General features: G+C 62.1%; 13 protein-coding genes. 11 read left to right on the plus strand and 2 right to left on the minus strand.

Going from position 1 to position 17,750, the window contains the following annotated elements; translation table 11 throughout:
- Nucleotides 1–32: 32 nt before the first annotated feature.
- Together Q7C33_RS06190 and Q7C33_RS06195 are read left to right on the plus strand one after the other, a co-directional pair.
- Nucleotides 33–1,901: a hypothetical protein gene (locus Q7C33_RS06190; protein WP_407683008.1), complete on the plus strand. Its 1,869-nt coding sequence runs from the start codon at nt 33–35 to the stop codon at nt 1,899–1,901.
- A gap of 27 nt (nt 1,902–1,928) precedes the next feature.
- Nucleotides 1,929–3,173, plus strand: coding sequence for a metallophosphoesterase (locus Q7C33_RS06195; RefSeq protein ID WP_407683009.1), 1,245 nt, complete (start codon nt 1,929–1,931; stop codon nt 3,171–3,173).
- Between the two features lie 119 nt (nt 3,174–3,292).
- Here the strand turns inward: Q7C33_RS06195 and gbcA are convergent, their stop codons facing one another.
- Entirely contained in the window at nt 3,293–4,588 is a 1,296-nt protein-coding gene (gbcA, locus tag Q7C33_RS06200) for a glycine-betaine demethylase subunit GbcA (RefSeq protein WP_407683010.1), read from the minus strand.
- 284 nt (nt 4,589–4,872) lie between these two features.
- On the opposite strand from gbcA, the gene gbcB reads away from it, so the two are divergent.
- Nucleotides 4,873–5,973 carry a glycine-betaine demethylase subunit GbcB gene (gene gbcB, locus Q7C33_RS06205; protein WP_030139297.1) on the plus strand — a complete coding sequence of 367 codons (1,101 nt, stop codon included), beginning with the start codon at nt 4,873–4,875 and terminating at the stop codon, nt 5,971–5,973.
- A gap of 234 nt (nt 5,974–6,207) precedes the next feature.
- Here the strand turns inward: gbcB and Q7C33_RS06210 are convergent, their stop codons facing one another.
- Nucleotides 6,208–7,248, minus strand: a complete 1,041-nt coding sequence (locus Q7C33_RS06210; RefSeq protein WP_030139296.1) for a threonine aldolase family protein — start codon at nt 7,246–7,248, stop codon at nt 6,208–6,210.
- A 195-nt stretch (nt 7,249–7,443) separates the two neighbouring features.
- Here Q7C33_RS06210 and Q7C33_RS06215 point away from each other — a divergent pair, with 195 nt between their 5' ends.
- The 8 genes from Q7C33_RS06215 to fdhA all read left to right on the plus strand — a co-directional run bounded on the left by Q7C33_RS06215 (nt 7,444) and on the right by fdhA (nt 17,617).
- A complete protein-coding gene (locus tag Q7C33_RS06215; protein WP_030139295.1) occupies nt 7,444–8,148 on the plus strand; it encodes a TraX family protein in 705 nt (234 codons plus the stop codon).
- 341 nt (nt 8,149–8,489) lie between these two features.
- Entirely contained in the window at nt 8,490–9,743 is a 1,254-nt protein-coding gene (gene glyA / locus Q7C33_RS06220) for a serine hydroxymethyltransferase (protein WP_407683011.1), read from the plus strand.
- Between the two features lie 22 nt (nt 9,744–9,765).
- Nucleotides 9,766–11,016, plus strand: coding sequence for a sarcosine oxidase subunit beta (locus tag Q7C33_RS06225; protein ID WP_030139293.1), 1,251 nt, complete (start codon nt 9,766–9,768; stop codon nt 11,014–11,016).
- A 14-nt stretch (nt 11,017–11,030) separates the two neighbouring features.
- On the plus strand, nt 11,031–11,360 hold the full coding sequence (locus Q7C33_RS06230) for a sarcosine oxidase subunit delta (protein ID WP_030139292.1): 330 nt from the start codon (nt 11,031–11,033) through the stop codon (nt 11,358–11,360).
- Nucleotides 11,357–14,374, plus strand: coding sequence for a sarcosine oxidase subunit alpha (locus Q7C33_RS06235; RefSeq protein ID WP_407683012.1), 3,018 nt, complete (start codon nt 11,357–11,359; stop codon nt 14,372–14,374). The genes Q7C33_RS06230 and Q7C33_RS06235 overlap by 4 nt, the downstream gene beginning before the upstream one ends.
- Nucleotides 14,375–14,567: 193 nt before the next feature.
- Nucleotides 14,568–15,200, plus strand: coding sequence for a sarcosine oxidase subunit gamma (locus Q7C33_RS06240; RefSeq protein ID WP_202334986.1), 633 nt, complete (start codon nt 14,568–14,570; stop codon nt 15,198–15,200).
- A 204-nt stretch (nt 15,201–15,404) separates the two neighbouring features.
- Nucleotides 15,405–16,262: a formyltetrahydrofolate deformylase gene (purU, locus tag Q7C33_RS06245; protein WP_072389895.1), complete on the plus strand. Its 858-nt coding sequence runs from the start codon at nt 15,405–15,407 to the stop codon at nt 16,260–16,262.
- A gap of 155 nt (nt 16,263–16,417) precedes the next feature.
- Nucleotides 16,418–17,617, plus strand: a complete 1,200-nt coding sequence (fdhA, locus tag Q7C33_RS06250; protein WP_003206297.1) for a formaldehyde dehydrogenase, glutathione-independent — start codon at nt 16,418–16,420, stop codon at nt 17,615–17,617.
- Nucleotides 17,618–17,750 lie beyond the last annotated feature (133 nt).

Below are 17,750 nucleotides of genomic sequence, written 5' to 3' on the forward strand. Positions count from 1 at the left end.
TCTCGTGAGTCAGGAATAAGGAAAAGGATGCCATGAACACTTACATCCGCTGGTTCCAACGCATCATCTGGGTCGGGATTGTCATGAACATGTTCTTCGCGATCCCGGCGCTGTTTGCGCCGGCCTTGCTGACGTCCATGCTCGGCCTGCCGCCCGTGCTGTCCGATCCCTGGCTGGAAAACGCCGGCATGTTGCTAGTGGGGATCAGCCTTTTCTACATGCCCTCGGGCTTCAACGCACCGCGTTTCGTGGTGCATTCGTGGTTGTGCGTGCTGTCGCGCCTGGTGGCGGTGGTGTTCTGGATCTACCTGATCAACACCAACAACCAGGGCTCGCTGTTCGTGCCGATGTTGATGGGCGACCTGACCATGTTCCTGGTCCTGGGCGTGCTGCTGTACCTCGGCAGCCCGGTGGCCAATCGTCCGCTGGCGTTGCTCTGTGCCGGTTGGCGGGAATGGCGCGCCGGTTGGGCGCTGCGCTGGCAGAGCCACGGGTTCAAGGTCGGCACGTTGGTGGTGGTCTTGCTGTTGGGTTTCATCGGCTACCAGACCTGGTACCAGATGATCCGGGAAGTGCCGCAACCGGACTTCGCTTCCGACGAAGACCATTACAAATACGCCGCCATCGGCCTGGGCATCGAGGCGCGAATTCCGTATTACCTGTTCGCCGTGCTGCCGCAGATGTGCCCGGAAAAACTGCCCAAGCCGGGTGGCTACGAGGTGTTCGGTTTCCTCTATGAAAACGGCAAGGACTTGCCCATCGGCATGGCCAAGCGGCAGCTCGGCTACCCCACCGTGGAGCCGAACTGCGCCCTGTGCCACACCGGTTCCTACCGGGCCAATGCCTCTGACGTCGCGGTGCCCGTCGCCGCCGCGCCGGCCAATACCTTGCAACTGCAAGCCTTCCAATGGTTCGCCTATGAATGCGCCAGCGACCCGAAATTCACCCCCGACGCGGTGATGGCGGCCATCAACGGCAAGTTCCAGCTGGGCTTTTTTGAAAAGCTCTACAACCGCTACCTGATCATCCCGATGGCCAAGAGCGCGTTGCTCAAACAGAAACAGGCCTACGCCTGGCAGAAGCTGCGTCCGGCCCAAGGGCCTGGGCGGACCGACACCTTCAACCCGACCAAGATGGTGGTGTTCGGCTTCCCGGATGACTCGACCATCGGCACCGTGGACCTGCCCCAGGTGTGGAACCAGAAACCTCGCGAATCCATGTACCTGCATTGGGACGGCAATAACAACAAGATCCACGAACGCAACTACGCAGCGGCCATGGCCGTGGGCGCGACGCCGGAGTCGGTGCTGCCGCCGAGTTTCAACCGGGTGACCAACTGGCTGCTGGGCCACAAGGCACCGGCCTGGCCGTTCGCCCTGGACCAAGGGAAAGTCGCCCAGGGCAAACCGATCTGGGAGCAAAACTGCGCCGCTTGCCATGATTTCGGCCGTAGCGACACCGGCCAGGTCACCACCAACATCGACCAGTTGGGCACCGATCCCCATCGGCTCAACTCGTTCACGACTGGCCTGGTGACGGCGTTCCATGGCTTCAAGAAACCACCGTTCGACTTTGGCGCCTACCGCAAGACCCAGAGCTACAGCAACACGCCCACCGACGGCATCTGGTTGCGCGCGCCGTACCTGCACAACGGCTCGGTGCCGACCCTGTGGGATCTGTTGCAAGCGCCGGAGCAACGTCCGCAAGTGTTCTACACGGGTTCCGATATCTACGACCCGCAGAAGGTCGGTTTCGTCACCAGCGGCGCGCAGATGAAGGCGTCGGCGGATTTCAAATACGACACCCGCCTGGAAGGCAACCACAACGGCGGTCACCTGTACGGCACGCAGCTGTCGGACGTCGACAAGCGGGCCCTGATTGAATTCATGAAGACCCTGTAGCCCGGGGCAAAACGAAGGAGCGTTCACATGTCATTACTGCACCATTGGGAACATGAGTTCGACAAAGTCAAGGTCCGCCTGCACGGGTTGGTCACGCGGCTGGAAATGTCCTGGAAGAAACTCGTCAACGACCTGGAGCCCGAGGAGTTCCAGGCCATCGTCAAATTGCTGGAGCGAGGCCACGACCAGGCCCGTCACGTGATCGACCACGGTGATCTGCCGGACGATGAACCGGCGGTGCCGTGGGAGTTGGCGCACGGCCTGTCGATCCTGAAGATCGGCAACGCCACACCGCTGCCGCAAAGCGAAGACGAGTTGCCGACCCGGGTGCTCAAGGACGGCACGTTATTGGGTTGTCGCAAGTGGGAACTGTTGGACCTGCTGTGGAGCGAGGCGCTACTCAAGTGGATCGAAAACCTGCGCCACCATGCGACGTTCGCCACGACCCCGGCGCTGGTGAAAATGGACAACGACGTGGTGCTCGCCATCGCCGGTGACTGGGGCACGGGGCCGTTCGACAGCCACGCGCCCGCCGTGGCCGTCGCCAACCAGATGCAACTGGCCCTGGCCGATTTCACCATCCACCTGGGCGACGTGTATTACGCCGGCACCCACTCCCAGGAAGACGTCGACATGGTCGGCTGGCCCCAAGGCAAGCACGGCTCGTTCACCCTCAACTCCAATCATGAGATGTACAGCGGCGCACATGGTTATTTCAAGGAACTGGCCAAGCGGTTCCCGGTGCAGCAAGGCACCAGTTACTTTGCGCTGTACAACGACGATTGGCTGGTGGTTGGGCTGGACAGCGCCTACGCCTCGGACGCCATGAACCTGTACATGGACGGCACCCTCAACACCCAGCAGATCGAGTGGATGAAAACCCTGCCCAAGCGCAAGAAGCTCATGGTCCTCAGTCATCACCAGGGCTTCGATATCTCCGGGCACCACAAGACTGCGCTCTACCAACCGGTCTGTGACGCCCTGGGGCGTGAGCCGGATTATTGGTATTGGGGCCATCTGCACAACGGCATCTGCTATGCGGCGCAAGGCGGCTTGCATGCGCGCTGCGCCGGGCATGGAGCGATTCCCTATGGCACCACCAGCGAGTTGAATGGGCATGCGCGGGTGCTGTGGTCGGAAACTGAGCTGGCGGGGGACGAGGCGTATCCGGAGCGGGTGTTGAATGGGTATGTGAAGGTGCAGTTGAGGGGGGAGGAGATTGTCGAGACGTTTTATGGGGAGGATGGCAGTGTGCGGTGGTCTTCCCAGTAGTCGGTGAATGTCAGGCCGCTATCGCGAGCAAGCTCGCTCCCACATGGGGTCTTCGGTGCGCTGAAGACCCCCTGTGGGAGCGAGCTTGATCCGGGCGGCGATCCGACGATGCTTTTGATTTAGCCCTGGACCGGCACGCCCTTGAGGTACGGCGCCGGCTCGGCCCCCAGGTTATTGAGCATGCGCTCGCTGTACCAGTCCACGAAGTTCACCACGCCGAACTCATAGGTCTTGGAGTACGGGCCTGGCTGGTAGGCGGTGGAGTTGATGCCGCGCTGGTTTTCCTCGGCCAGGCGACGGTCCTGGTCGTTGGTGGCGTCCCAGACCTGGCGCATGCGCTCCACGTCGTAGTCCACGCCTTCGACCGCGTCCTTGTGCACCAGCCACTTGGTGGTGACCATGGTTTCCTGGGCGCTGATCGGCCACACGGTGAAGACGATGATGTGGTCGCCCATGCAGTGGTTCCACGAGTGCGGCAGGTGCAGGATGCGCATCGAGCCCAGGTCCGGGTTCTTGATGCGACCCATCAGCTTGGCGCAGCCCTGCTTGCCGTCCATGGTCATCGACACGGTGCCCTTGAGCAGCGGCATGCGCACGATGCGGTTGCGCAGGCCGAAACTGGCGTGGGCGTAAGGGATCTTCTCGGCTTCCCAGGCGGCGGCGGAGGCGGCCACGTGGTCCTTGAACGCCTGGTCGGCGCGCGGGTCTGTGACGTCGTCCCATTCCAGCAGGGTCTTGAGCAATTCGGGGTGCGAGGCGTTGCAGTGGTAGCACTCGCGGTTGTTTTCCAGCACGAGCTTCCAGTTGGCCTTTTCCATCAAGGTGGTTTGCACCGCCACCTTGGTGTTTTCCATGTCGTACGGTTCCATGTAGTGGTTCAGTGTCGACAGGAAGTCATCGATCGCCGGCGGGTTCTCGGCCAGGCTGATGAAGATGTAGCCGCCAGCAGTCTTCACGTTCACAGGCTTGAGGCCGTACTGCTTCATGTCGAAGTCGGCGCCCATCTCGGTACCGGCGAACAGCAGGCGACCGTCCAGCTCGTAGGTCCACTGGTGGTAGTGACAGACCAGTTTGGCGACCTTGCCCTTTTCACTGGTGCACAGCCGCGAACCGCGGTGGCGGCAGACGTTATGGAAGGCGTGCACCACGCCCTCGGCGCCGCGAATCACGATGATCGGGTTCTTGCCGATCTGCAGCGTCAGGTAGTTGCCCTTGGCCGGGATCTCGCAGGTCATGCCGGCGATCAACCATTCTTTCTGGAAGATTTCCTGCATGTCGATATCAAACAGGCGCTCGTCACTGTAGAACGGTTGCGGCAGCGAAAAGGTACGCTCGCGCTCTTGCAGCATTTGCGCGGTGGCCTTGCGTGCGGGTTCCAGCGGATCGCCCAGGCTCAGGGTAGTGGTGACGTCCATCGTTTTGTCCTCATGGTCCTCTACGTGACCATCAAAAAAGTGGCTGATCGGTTGTGCTACGCAAGGCAAAAAAATCTGTTTGTCTGTTGGGGCGAGTGTGGGGCCGCGCAGGGGCGCAACCTTATCCATGGGCGACATGGCCCAATCTGTTCCCGACGCGCAAGCCCCGGTCGTTGGGGGCTGGTCGCGATAAGTATGTGAATGTCGCAGATAGGTAAATGGTCACTCAGGTGCCTGCGCACAATCGCCCTCATGAAGGCCGACAGTCGGCCGTGGAGATCAGCATGTCCAATAATTTCCTGAACCCGGTCACGACCCAGACCTGGGCCAATGGCCGACATATCGTGCGTTGCGTCAAAGTCATCCAGGAAACCTGGGATGTGCGCACCTTTTGCTTCATGGCCGACCAGCCAATCATGTTCTTTTTCAAGCCGGGGCAGTTCGTCACCCTGGAGCTGGAAATCGAAGGCCAGCCGATCATGCGTTCCTACACGATCTCCAGCTCGCCGTCGGTGCCCTACAGTTTCTCCGTGACGATCAAGCGCGTGCCGGGGGGCAAGGTTTCCAACTGGCTGCACGACACCCTGCACGAGGGCCAGGAACTGGCGGTACATGGGCCGGTGGGGCTGTTCAACGCTATCGATTTCCCGAGCCCGAAAGTGCTTTACCTCAGTGGCGGCGTGGGCATTACGCCGTGCATGTCCATGGCGCGCTGGTTCTACGACACCAACGCCAATGTCGACATGACTTTCATCCACAGCGCCCGCTCGCCCAAGGACATCATCTACCACCGCGAGCTGGAGCACATGGCGTCGCGGATCGACAACTTCAGCTTGCACCTGATCTGCGAAAAGCATGGCCTGGGCGAGCCGTGGGCCGGGTATCGCGGCTACCTGAATCACAAGATGCTGGAACTGATGGTGCCCGACTTCCTCGAGCGCGAGGTGTTCTGCTGCGGCCCGACCCCGTACATGACTGCGGTCAAGCGCCTGCTGGAAGCCGCTGGCTATGACATGAAGCGCTACCACGAGGAGTCCTTCGGCGCGACGCCGCCGGAAGCCCGTGCCGACGCGGTGGAGCAGGCCGAGCAGGCTGCCGACGCGCCAGAAGTCGATGCGGCTGACCTGCACCTGGTGGAGTTCACTTCATCGGGCAAGAGCATTCGCGTGGGGCCGGGAGAAACCGTCCACGCCGCTGCCGCCAAGCTCGGCATGATGATCCCCAAGGCCTGCGGCATGGGCATCTGCGGCACCTGCAAAGTACTGAAGCTGGGCGGGGAAGTGGAGATGGAGCACAACGGCGGCATCACCGAGGACGACGAGGCCGAGGGTTATATCCTGTCGTGCTGCAGCGTGCCGAAGGGGGATGTGCGGATCGATTTCTGATTTGCTCGCTCAGGCAGGTGTAAATCCCTCTGTGCCTGGAGGGATTTACTTGTGCCCAGAGGGATTTCCTGTGGCGAGGGGATTTATCCCCGTTGGGCTGCGAAGCAGCCCTAAAACCTGCAATCGCGGTGTTTCAGGCAGACCGAGTTGACTGCTTTGGGGCTGCTTCGCAGCCCAGCGGGGATAAATCCCCTCGCCACGGGTGTCCCGGCCCGGTCTTGAGTGTATTTCTACTTAGCCCGCCATCACTTCCCGAATATCCGCCGCCAATTCCCGCACCCGCGCTTCCTCGGTATCCCACGAGCACATGAAGCGTGCGCCGCCCTTGCCGATGAAGGTGTAGAAACGCCAGCCCTTGGCCGTCAGTGCGGCGATGGCCGGTTCCGAGAGTTGCAGGAACACGCCGTTGGCCTGGACCGGGAACATCAGTTCCACGCCGTCGATGTCGCTGACCAGTTCTGCCAGCAGTTGCGCGCAGCGGTTGGCGTGGCGGGCGTGCTTGAGCCACGCGTCGTCTTGCAGCAAGCCGACCCACGGTGCGGAGAGAAAGCGCATTTTCGACGCCAACTGCCCGGCCTGTTTGCAGCGATAGTCGAAGTCTTCGGCCAGGTCGTGGTTGAAGAACAGGATGGCTTCACCCACCGCCATGCCATTCTTAGTGCCGCCGAAGCACAGCACGTCGACGCCGGCTTTCCAGGTCAGGTCGGCTGGGGTGCAGCCGAGGAAGGCGCAGGCGTTGGAGAACCGTGCGCCGTCCATGTGCAGGTTCAACCCCAGTTCCTTGCAGGTGGCGCTGATGGCGCGGATTTCATCCGGCGTGTAGACGCTGCCGACTTCCGTGGCCTGGGTCAGGGTCACGACGCGCGGCTTGGGATAGTGGATGTCCTGGCGCTTGAGGGCGACCTCGCGGATCGACTCGGGGGTCAGCTTGCCATTCTCGGTGCGCGCCACCAGCAGCTTGGAACCGTTGGAAAAGAATTCCGGTGCGCCGCATTCGTCGGTTTCGACGTGGGCGGTTTCCGAGCAGATCACGCTGTGATAACTCTGGCACAGCGACGAAAGGGCCAGGGAGTTGGCAGCCGTGCCGTTGAACGCAAAGAACACTTCGCAGTCGGTTTCGAATAGCTCCCGAAAGCCATCTGCGGCGCGGTGGGTCCAATCGTCATCACCGTAGGCACGCTGGTGGCCCTGGTTGGCTTCTTCCATGGCGGCCCAGGCTTCGGGGCAAATACCGGAATAGTTGTCGCTGGCGAATTGTTGGCTCTTGTCGGTCATGGCCTTGCTCCTTGAATAGAGAGTCCTGGGTAAGAGATCCCTGGCGGAATGCCCCGGATGAGGGGTTCCATGGTTCGGCGTGCTTGGGTCCACAACGCCGTGATCGATACTGGTGCGCACTTTACCCAAGATTGGCGGAGGAACATAAGGGATGTTTCTGTCAGAAAAAGACCAAGTAACTGGGCCGATATAAACATGAGACGACGTGATGGTGCCCTGGACTTGCTCAAATGGTTGGCACTGTTGTCGATGATTCTCGATCATCTGCGATATGTCGGTTTTTCCGTCGATTGGCTATATGTGCCGGGGCGGCTGGCGTTTCCGTGGTTTTGCCTGGCGATGGCGGCAAACCTGGCGCGCGGCGGGCCAAGTGCCGGCTCGTGGCGCTACCTGGGCTGGCTGTTGCTGTTCAGTGCCGTCAGCGAAATCCCTTATCGCTTGTTCATTCCCGACCCCTCCACGCTGAACGTCATGCCAACGCTGGTGCTCGGGTTGCTTGTGGCGCGCGGTTGGCAGGCGTCCACCCTCGAGGCCCGATGCCTGGCCGCGGTGGCGCTGCTGTTGGCGGCGCTGTTTTCGTCGAATTTGATGTTCGGTTTCTTCGGCGTGCTGCTGCCGCTGGTGATGTTGCTGCTGTTCAAGCATTCCTTGTATCTGGCCTTGTTGCCGGGACTGGTCTGTGTCGCGGCCAACCAATGGCGGGTGTTGTATGGCGCAGCATGGCTGGGGGATGCGGTGGCGTTGTGGGGGCTGGTGGCTTGCCTGATCGCGCCATGGCTGGGGCTGGTGCTTTTGCGACAGGCCGGTCGTTTTCGTCCATTGCCGATGCGGCGCTGGGCGTATGCGCTATATCCCGCGCATTTCTTGGTGCTGCTCGCGGTTCGCCAGATTGCCGCATAGCCCTTGTGGTGAGGGAGCTTGCTCCCGCTGGGCTACGTAGGAGCTGTCGAGCGAAGCGAGGCTGTGATCTTTCCGCTGCTCATTGAATCAAGAGTGAAAGATCAAGATCAAAAGATCGCAGGCTTCGCCAGCTCCTACAGAGTCTGGCGGGAGCAAGCTCCCTCGCCACAGTGCCGGTGTTCGATTCCATTTGATCCCATGTCGTAAACGCACCTTTGCGTGGCGTCCATAGGCATTTGACCTGCCTGCGCCGGCCATACCATCGCATCCAAAGGGCACGACCGAAACGGTCCGTGCCTCACCGAGACGAAAGGCGCACCGCCGCCGCTGGGAGAGACGCGATGTTCAGCAAGCAAGACCAAATCCAAGGCTACGATGATGCACTGCTGGCGGCGATGAATGCCGAGGAGCAACGCCAGGAAGATCACATCGAACTGATCGCGTCGGAGAACTACACCAGCAAGCGTGTGATGCAGGCCCAGGGCAGCGGCTTGACCAACAAATACGCCGAAGGCTATCCGGGCAAGCGCTACTACGGTGGCTGCGAGCACGTCGACAAGGTCGAGGCCCTGGCCATTGAGCGCGCCAAGCAATTGTTCGGCGCCGATTACGCCAACGTCCAGCCGCACTCCGGTTCGTCGGCCAACAGTGCCGTGTACCTGGCCCTGCTGCAGGCCGGCGACACCATCCTGGGCATGAGCCTGGCCCACGGCGGTCACCTGACCCACGGTGCGAAAGTGTCGTCCTCGGGCAAGCTCTACAACGCGGTGCAATACGGCATCGACACCACCACCGGCCTGATCGACTACGACGAAGTCGAGCGCCTGGCGGTCGAGTGCAAGCCGAAGATGATCGTTGCCGGTTTCTCCGCCTACTCCAAGACCCTGGATTTCCCACGCTTCCGCCAGATCGCCGACAAGGTCGGTGCCTTGTTGTTCGTCGATATGGCCCACGTCGCTGGCCTGGTTGCCGCCGGCCTGTACCCGAACCCGCTGCCCTACGCCGACGTGGTGACCACTACCACTCACAAGACCCTGCGCGGTCCACGTGGCGGCCTGATCCTGGCCAAGGCCAACGAAGAAATCGAGAAGAAGCTCAACGCGGCGGTATTCCCCGGCGCCCAGGGCGGCCCGCTGATGCACGTGATCGCCGGCAAGGCGGTTTGCTTCAAGGAGGCCCAGGAGCCAGGCTTCAAGGCTTACCAGCAGCAAGTGATCGATAACGCCCAGGCCATGGCTGGCGTGTTCATCAAGCGCGGCTACGATGTAGTGTCCGGCGGCACCGACAACCACCTGTTCCTGGTCAGCCTGATTCGCCAGGGCCTGACCGGCAAGGACGCCGACGCCGCCCTGGGCCGCGCCCACATCACCGTCAACAAGAATGCCGTGCCGAACGACCCGCAATCGCCGTTCGTGACCTCGGGCCTGCGCATCGGCACCCCGGCGGTGACCACGCGTGGTTTCAAGGTTACCCAGTGCGTCACGCTGGCCGGCTGGATCTGCGACATCCTCGACAACCTCGGCGACGCCGATGTCGAAGCCAATGTCGCGCAGCAAGTGGCGGCCCTGTGCGCGGACTTCCCGGTTTATCGCTGAGTCGGTTTTGGAGTAAATGACTATGCAACGCTATTCAGGCTTCGGCCTCTTCAAACACTCACTCAGCCATCATGAAAACTGGCAGCGGATGTGGCGCACGCCGACCCCGAAAAAGGTCTACGACGTGGTCATCGTCGGCGGTGGCGGACATGGCCTGGCGACCGCCTATTACCTGGCCAAGGAGCACGGCATCACCAACGTGGCCGTGGTCGAGAAGGGCTGGTTGGGCGGCGGTAACACCGCGCGCAACACCACCATCGTGCGCTCCAACTACCTGTGGGATGAATCGGCCCACCTGTACGAACACGCGATGAAACTCTGGGAAGGCCTGTCCCAGGACCTGAACTACAACGTGATGTTCTCCCAGCGTGGCGTCTACAACCTGTGCCACACCCTGCAGGACATCCGTGATTCCGAGCGTCGCGTCAGCGCCAACCGCCTCAACGGCGTGGACGGCGAGCTGCTCAACGCCAAGCAAGTGGCCGACGAGATCCCGTACCTGGATTGCTCGAAAAACACCCGCTACCCGGTGATGGGCGCCACCGTCCAGCGTCGCGGCGGCGTGGCGCGTCACGATGCCGTGGCCTGGGGCTTTGCCCGGGCGGCTGACGCCTTGGGCGTGGACTTGATCCAGCAGACCGAAGTGATCGGTTTCCGCAAGGAAAACGGTGTGTGCATCGGCGTGGAAACCAACAAGGGCTTCATCGGCGCCAAGCGCGTCGGTGTGGTCACTGCCGGTAACTCCGGGCACATGGCCAAGCTCGCGGGCTTCCGCCTGCCGGTCGAATCCCACCCGCTGCAAGCGCTGGTATCCGAGCCGATCAAGCCAATCATCGACAGCGTGATCATGTCCAACGCCGTGCACGGCTACATCAGCCAGTCCGACAAGGGCGACCTGGTGATCGGCGCCGGTATCGACGGCTACAACGGCTACGGCCAGCGTGGTTCGTACCCGGTGATCGAGCACACCATCCAGGCCATCGTCGAGATGTTCCCGGTGTTGTCCCGCGTGCGCATGAACCGCCAGTGGGGCGGCATCGTCGACACCACGCCGGACGCCTGCCCGATCATCTCCAAGACCCCGGTGCCGAACATGTTCTTCAACTGCGGTTGGGGCACCGGTGGCTTCAAGGCCACACCTGGCTCGGGCAACGTGTTTGCCGCGAGCCTGGCCAAGGGTGAAATGCACCCATTGGCCGCACCTTTCTCCATCGACCGTTTCCACAACGGTGCGTTGATCGATGAACACGGCGCTGCTGCGGTTGCCCACTAACAGGAGAAATCCCCATGTTGCATATCTTCTGTCCTCACTGCGGCGAACTGCGCTCCGAAGAGGAATTCCATGCATCCGGCCAGGCGCATATCCCGCGTCCACTGGATCCGAACGCCTGCACCGACGAGCAGTGGGGCGACTACATGTTCTTCCGTGACAACCCACGCGGGTTGCACCATGAACTGTGGGATCACGTCGCCGGTTGCCGCCAGTACTTCAACGCGACCCGTGACACCGTGACCTACGAGATTCTCGAAACCTACAAGATCGGCGAAAAGCCGCAGTTCACCGACAAGGCTGACAGTCCGAAAGCGGCTGCACAGGCTCTGGGAGAGAAGGTATGAGCCAGATCAATCGCCTGTCCAACGGCGGACGGATCGACCGCAACAAAGTGCTGACATTCACCTTCAACGGCCAGACCTACAAAGGCTTCGAAGGTGACTCCCTGGCCGCCGCGTTGCTGGCCAACGGTGTCGACATCATCGGTCGCAGCTTCAAGTATTCCCGTCCGCGCGGCATCTTCGCCGCCGGCGCCGAAGAGCCGAACGCGGTGCTGCAGATCGGTGCCACCGAAGCCACGCAGATTCCCAACGTGCGCGCCACGCAACAGGCGCTGTACCAAGGTTTGGTCGCCACCAGCACCAACGGCTGGCCGAATGTAAACAACGACATGATGGGGATTCTCGGCAAGGTCGGCGGCAAGCTGATGCCGCCGGGTTTCTACTACAAAACCTTCATGTACCCGCAATCGTTCTGGATGACCTACGAGAAGTACATCCGCAAGGCCGCAGGGCTGGGTCGCTCGCCGACCGAGAACGATCCGGACACCTACGACTACATGAACCGTCACTGCGACGTGCTGATCGTTGGCGCCGGCCCGTCTGGCCTGGCTGCAGCGTTGGCCGCTGGCCGCAGCGGTGCCCGAGTGATCCTGGCCGATGAGCAGGAAGAGTTCGGCGGCAGCCTGCTCGATTCCCGCGAGAGCCTGGACGGCAAGCCGGCGACCGAGTGGGTCGCGGCCGCAGTGGCTGAGCTGCGCTCGATGCCGGAAGTGGTGCTGTTGCCTCGCGCCACCGTGAACGGTTATCACGACCATAACTTCCTGACCATCCATGAGCGGCTCACTGATCACCTGGGTGACCGCGCACCGATCGGCCAGGTGCGCCAGCGCATCAACCGCGTTCGTGCCAAGCGCGTAGTCCTGGCGACCGGCGCCTGCGAGCGCCCATTGGTCTACGGCAACAACGACGTGCCGGGCAACATGCTGGCTGGCGCGGTTTCTACCTACATCCGCCGCTACGGCGTGGCCCCGGGCAAGAAACTGGTCCTGAGCACCAACAACGACCACGCCTATCGCGTGGCCCTGGACTGGTTCGATGCCGGCCTGCAAGTGGTCGCCGTGGCCGACGCCCGCAGCAACCCACGGGGTGCGCTGGTGGAAGAAGCCCGCGCCAAGGGCATCCGCATCCTCACCGGCAGCGCCGTGATCGAGGCCCGTGGCAGCAAGCGCGTCACCGCGGCGCGTGTGGCCGCAATCGACGTTCGTGCCCACAAAGTCACCAGCCCCGGCGAATGGCTGGACTGCGACCTGGTGGCCAGCTCCGGCGGCTATAGCCCGGTGGTCCATCTGGCTTCACACCTGGGCGGCAAGCCGATCTGGCGTGAAGACATCCTCGGTTTCGTACCGGGCGAAGCCCCGCAAAAGCGTGTCTGCGTCGGCGGTATCAACGGCGTCTATGGTCTCGGCGATAGCTTGGCCGACGGTTTCGAAGGCGGCGTGCGTGCGGCCAGCGAAGCCGGCTTCAAGGCCGTCGAGGGCGTGTTGCCTAAAGCGCTGAGCCGTCACGAAGAACCGACCCTGGCGCTGTTCCAGGTGCCCCACGAAAAAGCCACTGCACGGGCGCCGAAGCAATTCGTCGACCTGCAGAACGACGTCACTGCCGCCGCCATCGAGCTCGCCACCCGCGAAGGCTTCGAGTCGGTGGAACACGTCAAGCGCTACACCGCACTGGGCTTCGGTACCGACCAGGGCAAGCTGGGCAACGTCAACGGCCTGGCCATCGCGGCCCGCTCGCTGAACGTGAGCATTCCGCAGATGGGCACCACCATGTTCCGTCCGAACTACACGCCGGTGACTTTCGGCGCGGTGGCGGGCCGGCACTGCGGGCACATCTTCGAGCCGGTGCGCTTCACCGCGCTGCATGCCTGGCATGTGAAGAACGGTGCCGAATTCGAAGACGTCGGCCAGTGGAAGCGCCCTTGGTACTTCCCGAAGAACGGCGAAGACCTGCATGCCGCGGTCAAGCGCGAATGCCAGGCCGTGCGTGACAGCGTCGGTCTGCTCGACGCTTCGACCCTGGGCAAGATCGACATCCAGGGCCCGGATGCCCGCGAGTTCCTCAACCGCGTCTACACCAACGCCTGGACCAAGCTCGACGTGGGCAAGGCCCGCTACGGCCTGATGTGCAAGGAAGACGGCATGGTCTTCGACGACGGCGTAACGGCCTGTCTGGCGGACAACCACTTCCTGATGACCACCACCACCGGCGGCGCGGCGCGCGTCCTGCAATGGCTGGAGATCTATCACCAGACCGAATGGCCGGACCTGAAGGTGTACTTCACCTCGGTCACCGACCACTGGGCGACCATGACCCTGTCGGGGCCCAACAGCCGCAAGCTGCTCGGCGACGTCACCGACATCGACCTGGACAAGGACGCTTTCCCGTTCATGACCTGGAAGGAAGGCCTGGTGGGCGGCGTCCCGGCGCGGGTGTTCCGGATCTCGTTCACCGGTGAGCTGTCGTACGAAATCAACGTGCAGGCCGACTACGCCATGGGCGTGCTCGAACAGATCGTCGAGGCCGGCAAGAAGTACAACCTGACCCCGTACGGCACCGAGACCATGCACGTATTGCGGGCCGAGAAGGGCTTCATCATCGTCGGCCAGGACACGGACGGCTCGATGACCCCGGACGACCTGAACATGGGCTGGTGCGTTGGCCGGACCAAGCCGTTCTCGTGGATCGGCTGGCGCGGCATGAACCGTGAAGATTGCGTGCGTGAAGACCGCAAGCAACTGGTGGGCCTCAAGCCGATCGACCCGAATGTCTGGCTGCCGGAAGGCGCGCAACTGGTGTTCAACCCGAAGCAGGCGATTCCGATGTCGATGGTCGGCCACGTCACCTCCAGCTATGCGCATAACTCCCTGGGTTATTCGTTTGCGATGGGCGTGGTCAAGGGCGGCTTGAGGCGCCTGGGCGAACGCGTGTTCGCGCCATTGGCCGACGGTAGCGTGATCGAGGCAGAGATCGTTTCTTCGGTGTTCTTCGATCCGAAGGGGGATCGGCAGAACATCTAAGGGACTTTGGTCCTGTGGGTGGGCAGCTTCACCGAGTCGCCTGATTCGCGAGCAAGCCCGCTCCCACAGGATTGAAGTCGCCAAAGGAATTTGAGCCAGGCATCAATCCAATGTGGGAGCGGGCTTGCTCGCGAAGACGGCAGGACAGCCACCACAAAGGCCGGAACTACAGAATTCAAGACAGGTGCTCCATATGACCGCAGTCAACGTGTACCAACAACGCCCAACCACCGGGGCCAAGGCCGAGTCGTCGCTGCACCATGCCGACCTCGCCAGCCTGGTGGGCAAGGGCCGCAAGAACGCCGGCGTGACCGTGCGCGAGAAAAAACTCCTCGGCCACCTGACCCTTCGTGGCGATGGCCACGACCCGGCGTTCGCCGCCGGCGTACACAAGGCCCTGGGCCTGGAATTGCCGGGCGCCCTGAGCGTCATCATCAAGGGCGAGACCAGCCTGCAATGGCTCGGTCCGGATGAATGGCTGCTGGTGGTGCCCACCGGCGAAGAGTTCGCCGCCGAGCAGAAGCTGCGCGAAGCCCTGGGCGACCTGCACATCCAGATCGTCAACGTCAGCGGCGGCCAGCAGATCCTCGAACTGTCCGGCCCGAACGTACGCGACGTGCTGATGAAATCCACCAGCTACGATGTACACCCAAGCAACTTTCCGGTGGGCAAGGCGGTGGGCACGGTGTTCGCCAAGTCGCAGCTGGTGATCCGCCACACGGGTGAAGACACCTGGGAACTGGTGATCCGTCGCAGCTTCTCCGATTACTGGTGGCTGTGGTTGCAGGATGCGGCGGCTGAGTATGGGTTGAGCGTGCAGGCCTGACTAAGGTCGGACACTGTCTTTTTGTGGCGAGGGGATTCATCCCCGCTGGGCTGCGCAGCAGCCCCAAAAGCTTGATGTGATCAACCTGACACTCTGAAGTTGCAGGTCTAGGGGCTGCTTCGCAGCCCAGCGGGGATGAATCCCCTCGCCACAGGGTTCTGTGCTTAGCGGGGGATTTGTCCATAACAAACAGGAGTCACCGCAATGAGCCGCGCCCCAGACACATGGATCTTGACTGCCGACTGCCCCAGCGTGCTCGGCACGGTGGACGCGGTGACCCGCTTTCTGTTCGAGCAGGGCTGCTACGTCACCGAGCACCATTCCTTCGACGACCGGCTCTCGGCGCGTTTCTTCATTCGCGTGGAGTTCCGCCAGCCTGACGGTTTCGACGAACAGAGTTTCCGTGCCGGCCTGGCCGAACGCGCGCAAGCCTTCGGCATGGTCTTCGAACTGACGCCGCCGAACTACCGGCCCAAAGTGGTGATCATGGTCTCCAAGGCCGATCACTGCCTCAACGATTTGCTCTACCGCCAGCGCATCGGCCAGTTATCCATGGACGTGGTGGCCGTGGTCTCGAACCATCCCGACCTCAAGCCGCTGGCCGACTGGCACCAGATTCCCTACTACCATTTCCCCCTGGACCCGAACGACAAGCCGGCCCAGGAGCGACAGGTGTGGCAGGTGATCGAAGACACCGGCGCCGAGCTGGTGATCCTTGCCCGCTACATGCAAGTGCTGTCGCCGGAGTTGTGCCGCAAGCTCGATGGCAAGGCGATCAACATCCATCACTCGCTGCTGCCGGGCTTCAAGGGCGCCAAGCCGTATCACCAGGCCTACAACAAAGGCGTGAAGTTGGTGGGCGCCACGGCGCACTACATCAACAACGACCTGGACGAAGGCCCGATCATCGCCCAGGGCGTGGAGGTGGTGGACCACAGCCACTATCCCGAAGACCTGATCGCCAAGGGCCGGGACATCGAAGGGCTGACCTTGGCCCGGGCGGTGGGGTATCACATTGAGCGGCGAGTATTTCTGAACGCCAATCGTACCGTGGTGCTTTAGCCACAAGCTTCAAGCTTCAAGCCGCAAGAAAAGGCGGTATGCGTGCTTCTTGCGGCTTGTAGCTTGCCGCTTGAAGCTCAGGCATCAACCCGAGCAATCAACGCGCTGCCTGCCTGGGCAACGCAGTTCCACAAAAACAACAGCGAGGTGAAAGCATGTCTGGTAATCGTGGTGTCGTGTATCTCGGCAACGGCAAGGTCGAAGTACAGAAAATCGACTATCCAAAAATGCAGGACCCGCGCGGCAGGAAGATTGAGCACGGTGTCATCCTGCGCGTGGTCTCCACCAACATCTGCGGCTCCGACCAGCACATGGTGCGCGGCCGTACCACTGCCCAGACCGGTCTGGTCCTGGGTCACGAAATCACCGGTGAAGTGATCGAAAAGGGCAGCGACGTCGAGAACCTGAAAATCGGTGATCTGGTGTCGGTGCCGTTCAACGTGGCTTGCGGGCGCTGCCGTTCCTGCAAAGAGCAACACACGGGCGTGTGCCTGACCGTTAACCCGGCCCGTGCCGGCGGTGCCTATGGTTACGTGGACATGGGCGACTGGACCGGCGGCCAGGCCGAATACGTGCTGGTGCCGTACGCCGATTTCAACCTGTTGAAACTGCCGGACCGCGACAAGGCCATGGAGAAAATCCGTGACCTGACCTGCCTGTCCGACATCCTGCCGACCGGCTACCACGGCGCCGTCACTGCCGGCGTTGGCCCTGGCAGCACCGTCTACATCGCCGGTGCCGGCCCGGTTGGCCTGGCCGCTGCTGCTTCCGCTCGTCTGTTGGGCGCGGCCGTGGTCATCATCGGCGACGTCAACCCGGTTCGCCTGGCCCACGCCAAGGCCCAGGGTTTTGAAATTGCCGACCTGTCCCAGGACACCCCGCTGCACGAACAGATCGCCGCGCTGTTGGGCGAGCCTGAGGTCGATTGTGCGGTCGACGCGGTTGGCTTCGAAGCCCGCGGCCACGGCCATGACGGCGTCAAGCACGAAGCCCCGGCCACCGTGCTCAACTCGCTGATGGGCGTGGTCCGCGTGGCCGGCAAGATCGGCATCCCCGGCCTCTACGTCACCGAAGACCCGGGCGCCGTCGATGCAGCGGCGAAGATGGGCAGCCTGAGCATCCGCTTCGGCCTGGGCTGGGCCAAATCCCACAGCTTCCACACCGGCCAGACCCCGGTAATGAAGTACAACCGCCAACTGATGCAGGCGATCATGTGGGACCGCATCAACATCGCCGAAATCGTTGGCGTGCAGGTCATCAGCCTGGACGACGCGCCGAAAGGCTACGGCGAGTTTGATGCGGGCGTGCCGAAGAAGTTTGTGATCGATCCGCACAAGTTGTTCAGCGCGGCATAAGGCTGTAGGCAAGACGGAAAAAGGGCGACAGTGATGTCGCCCTTTTTATTTTGTGCTTTCTCTCAGTTCCAAGTTCGCGAACCATCTCGTGCAGGCTCGTATCCGAAGGGTGTGGCAGGAAAATTCAAGAAAT

Origin of the sequence: Pseudomonas sp. BP11-1-1 (assembly GCF_052112105.1) — a bacterium.
Classification (GTDB): domain Bacteria; phylum Pseudomonadota; class Gammaproteobacteria; order Pseudomonadales; family Pseudomonadaceae; genus Aquipseudomonas; species Aquipseudomonas alvandae.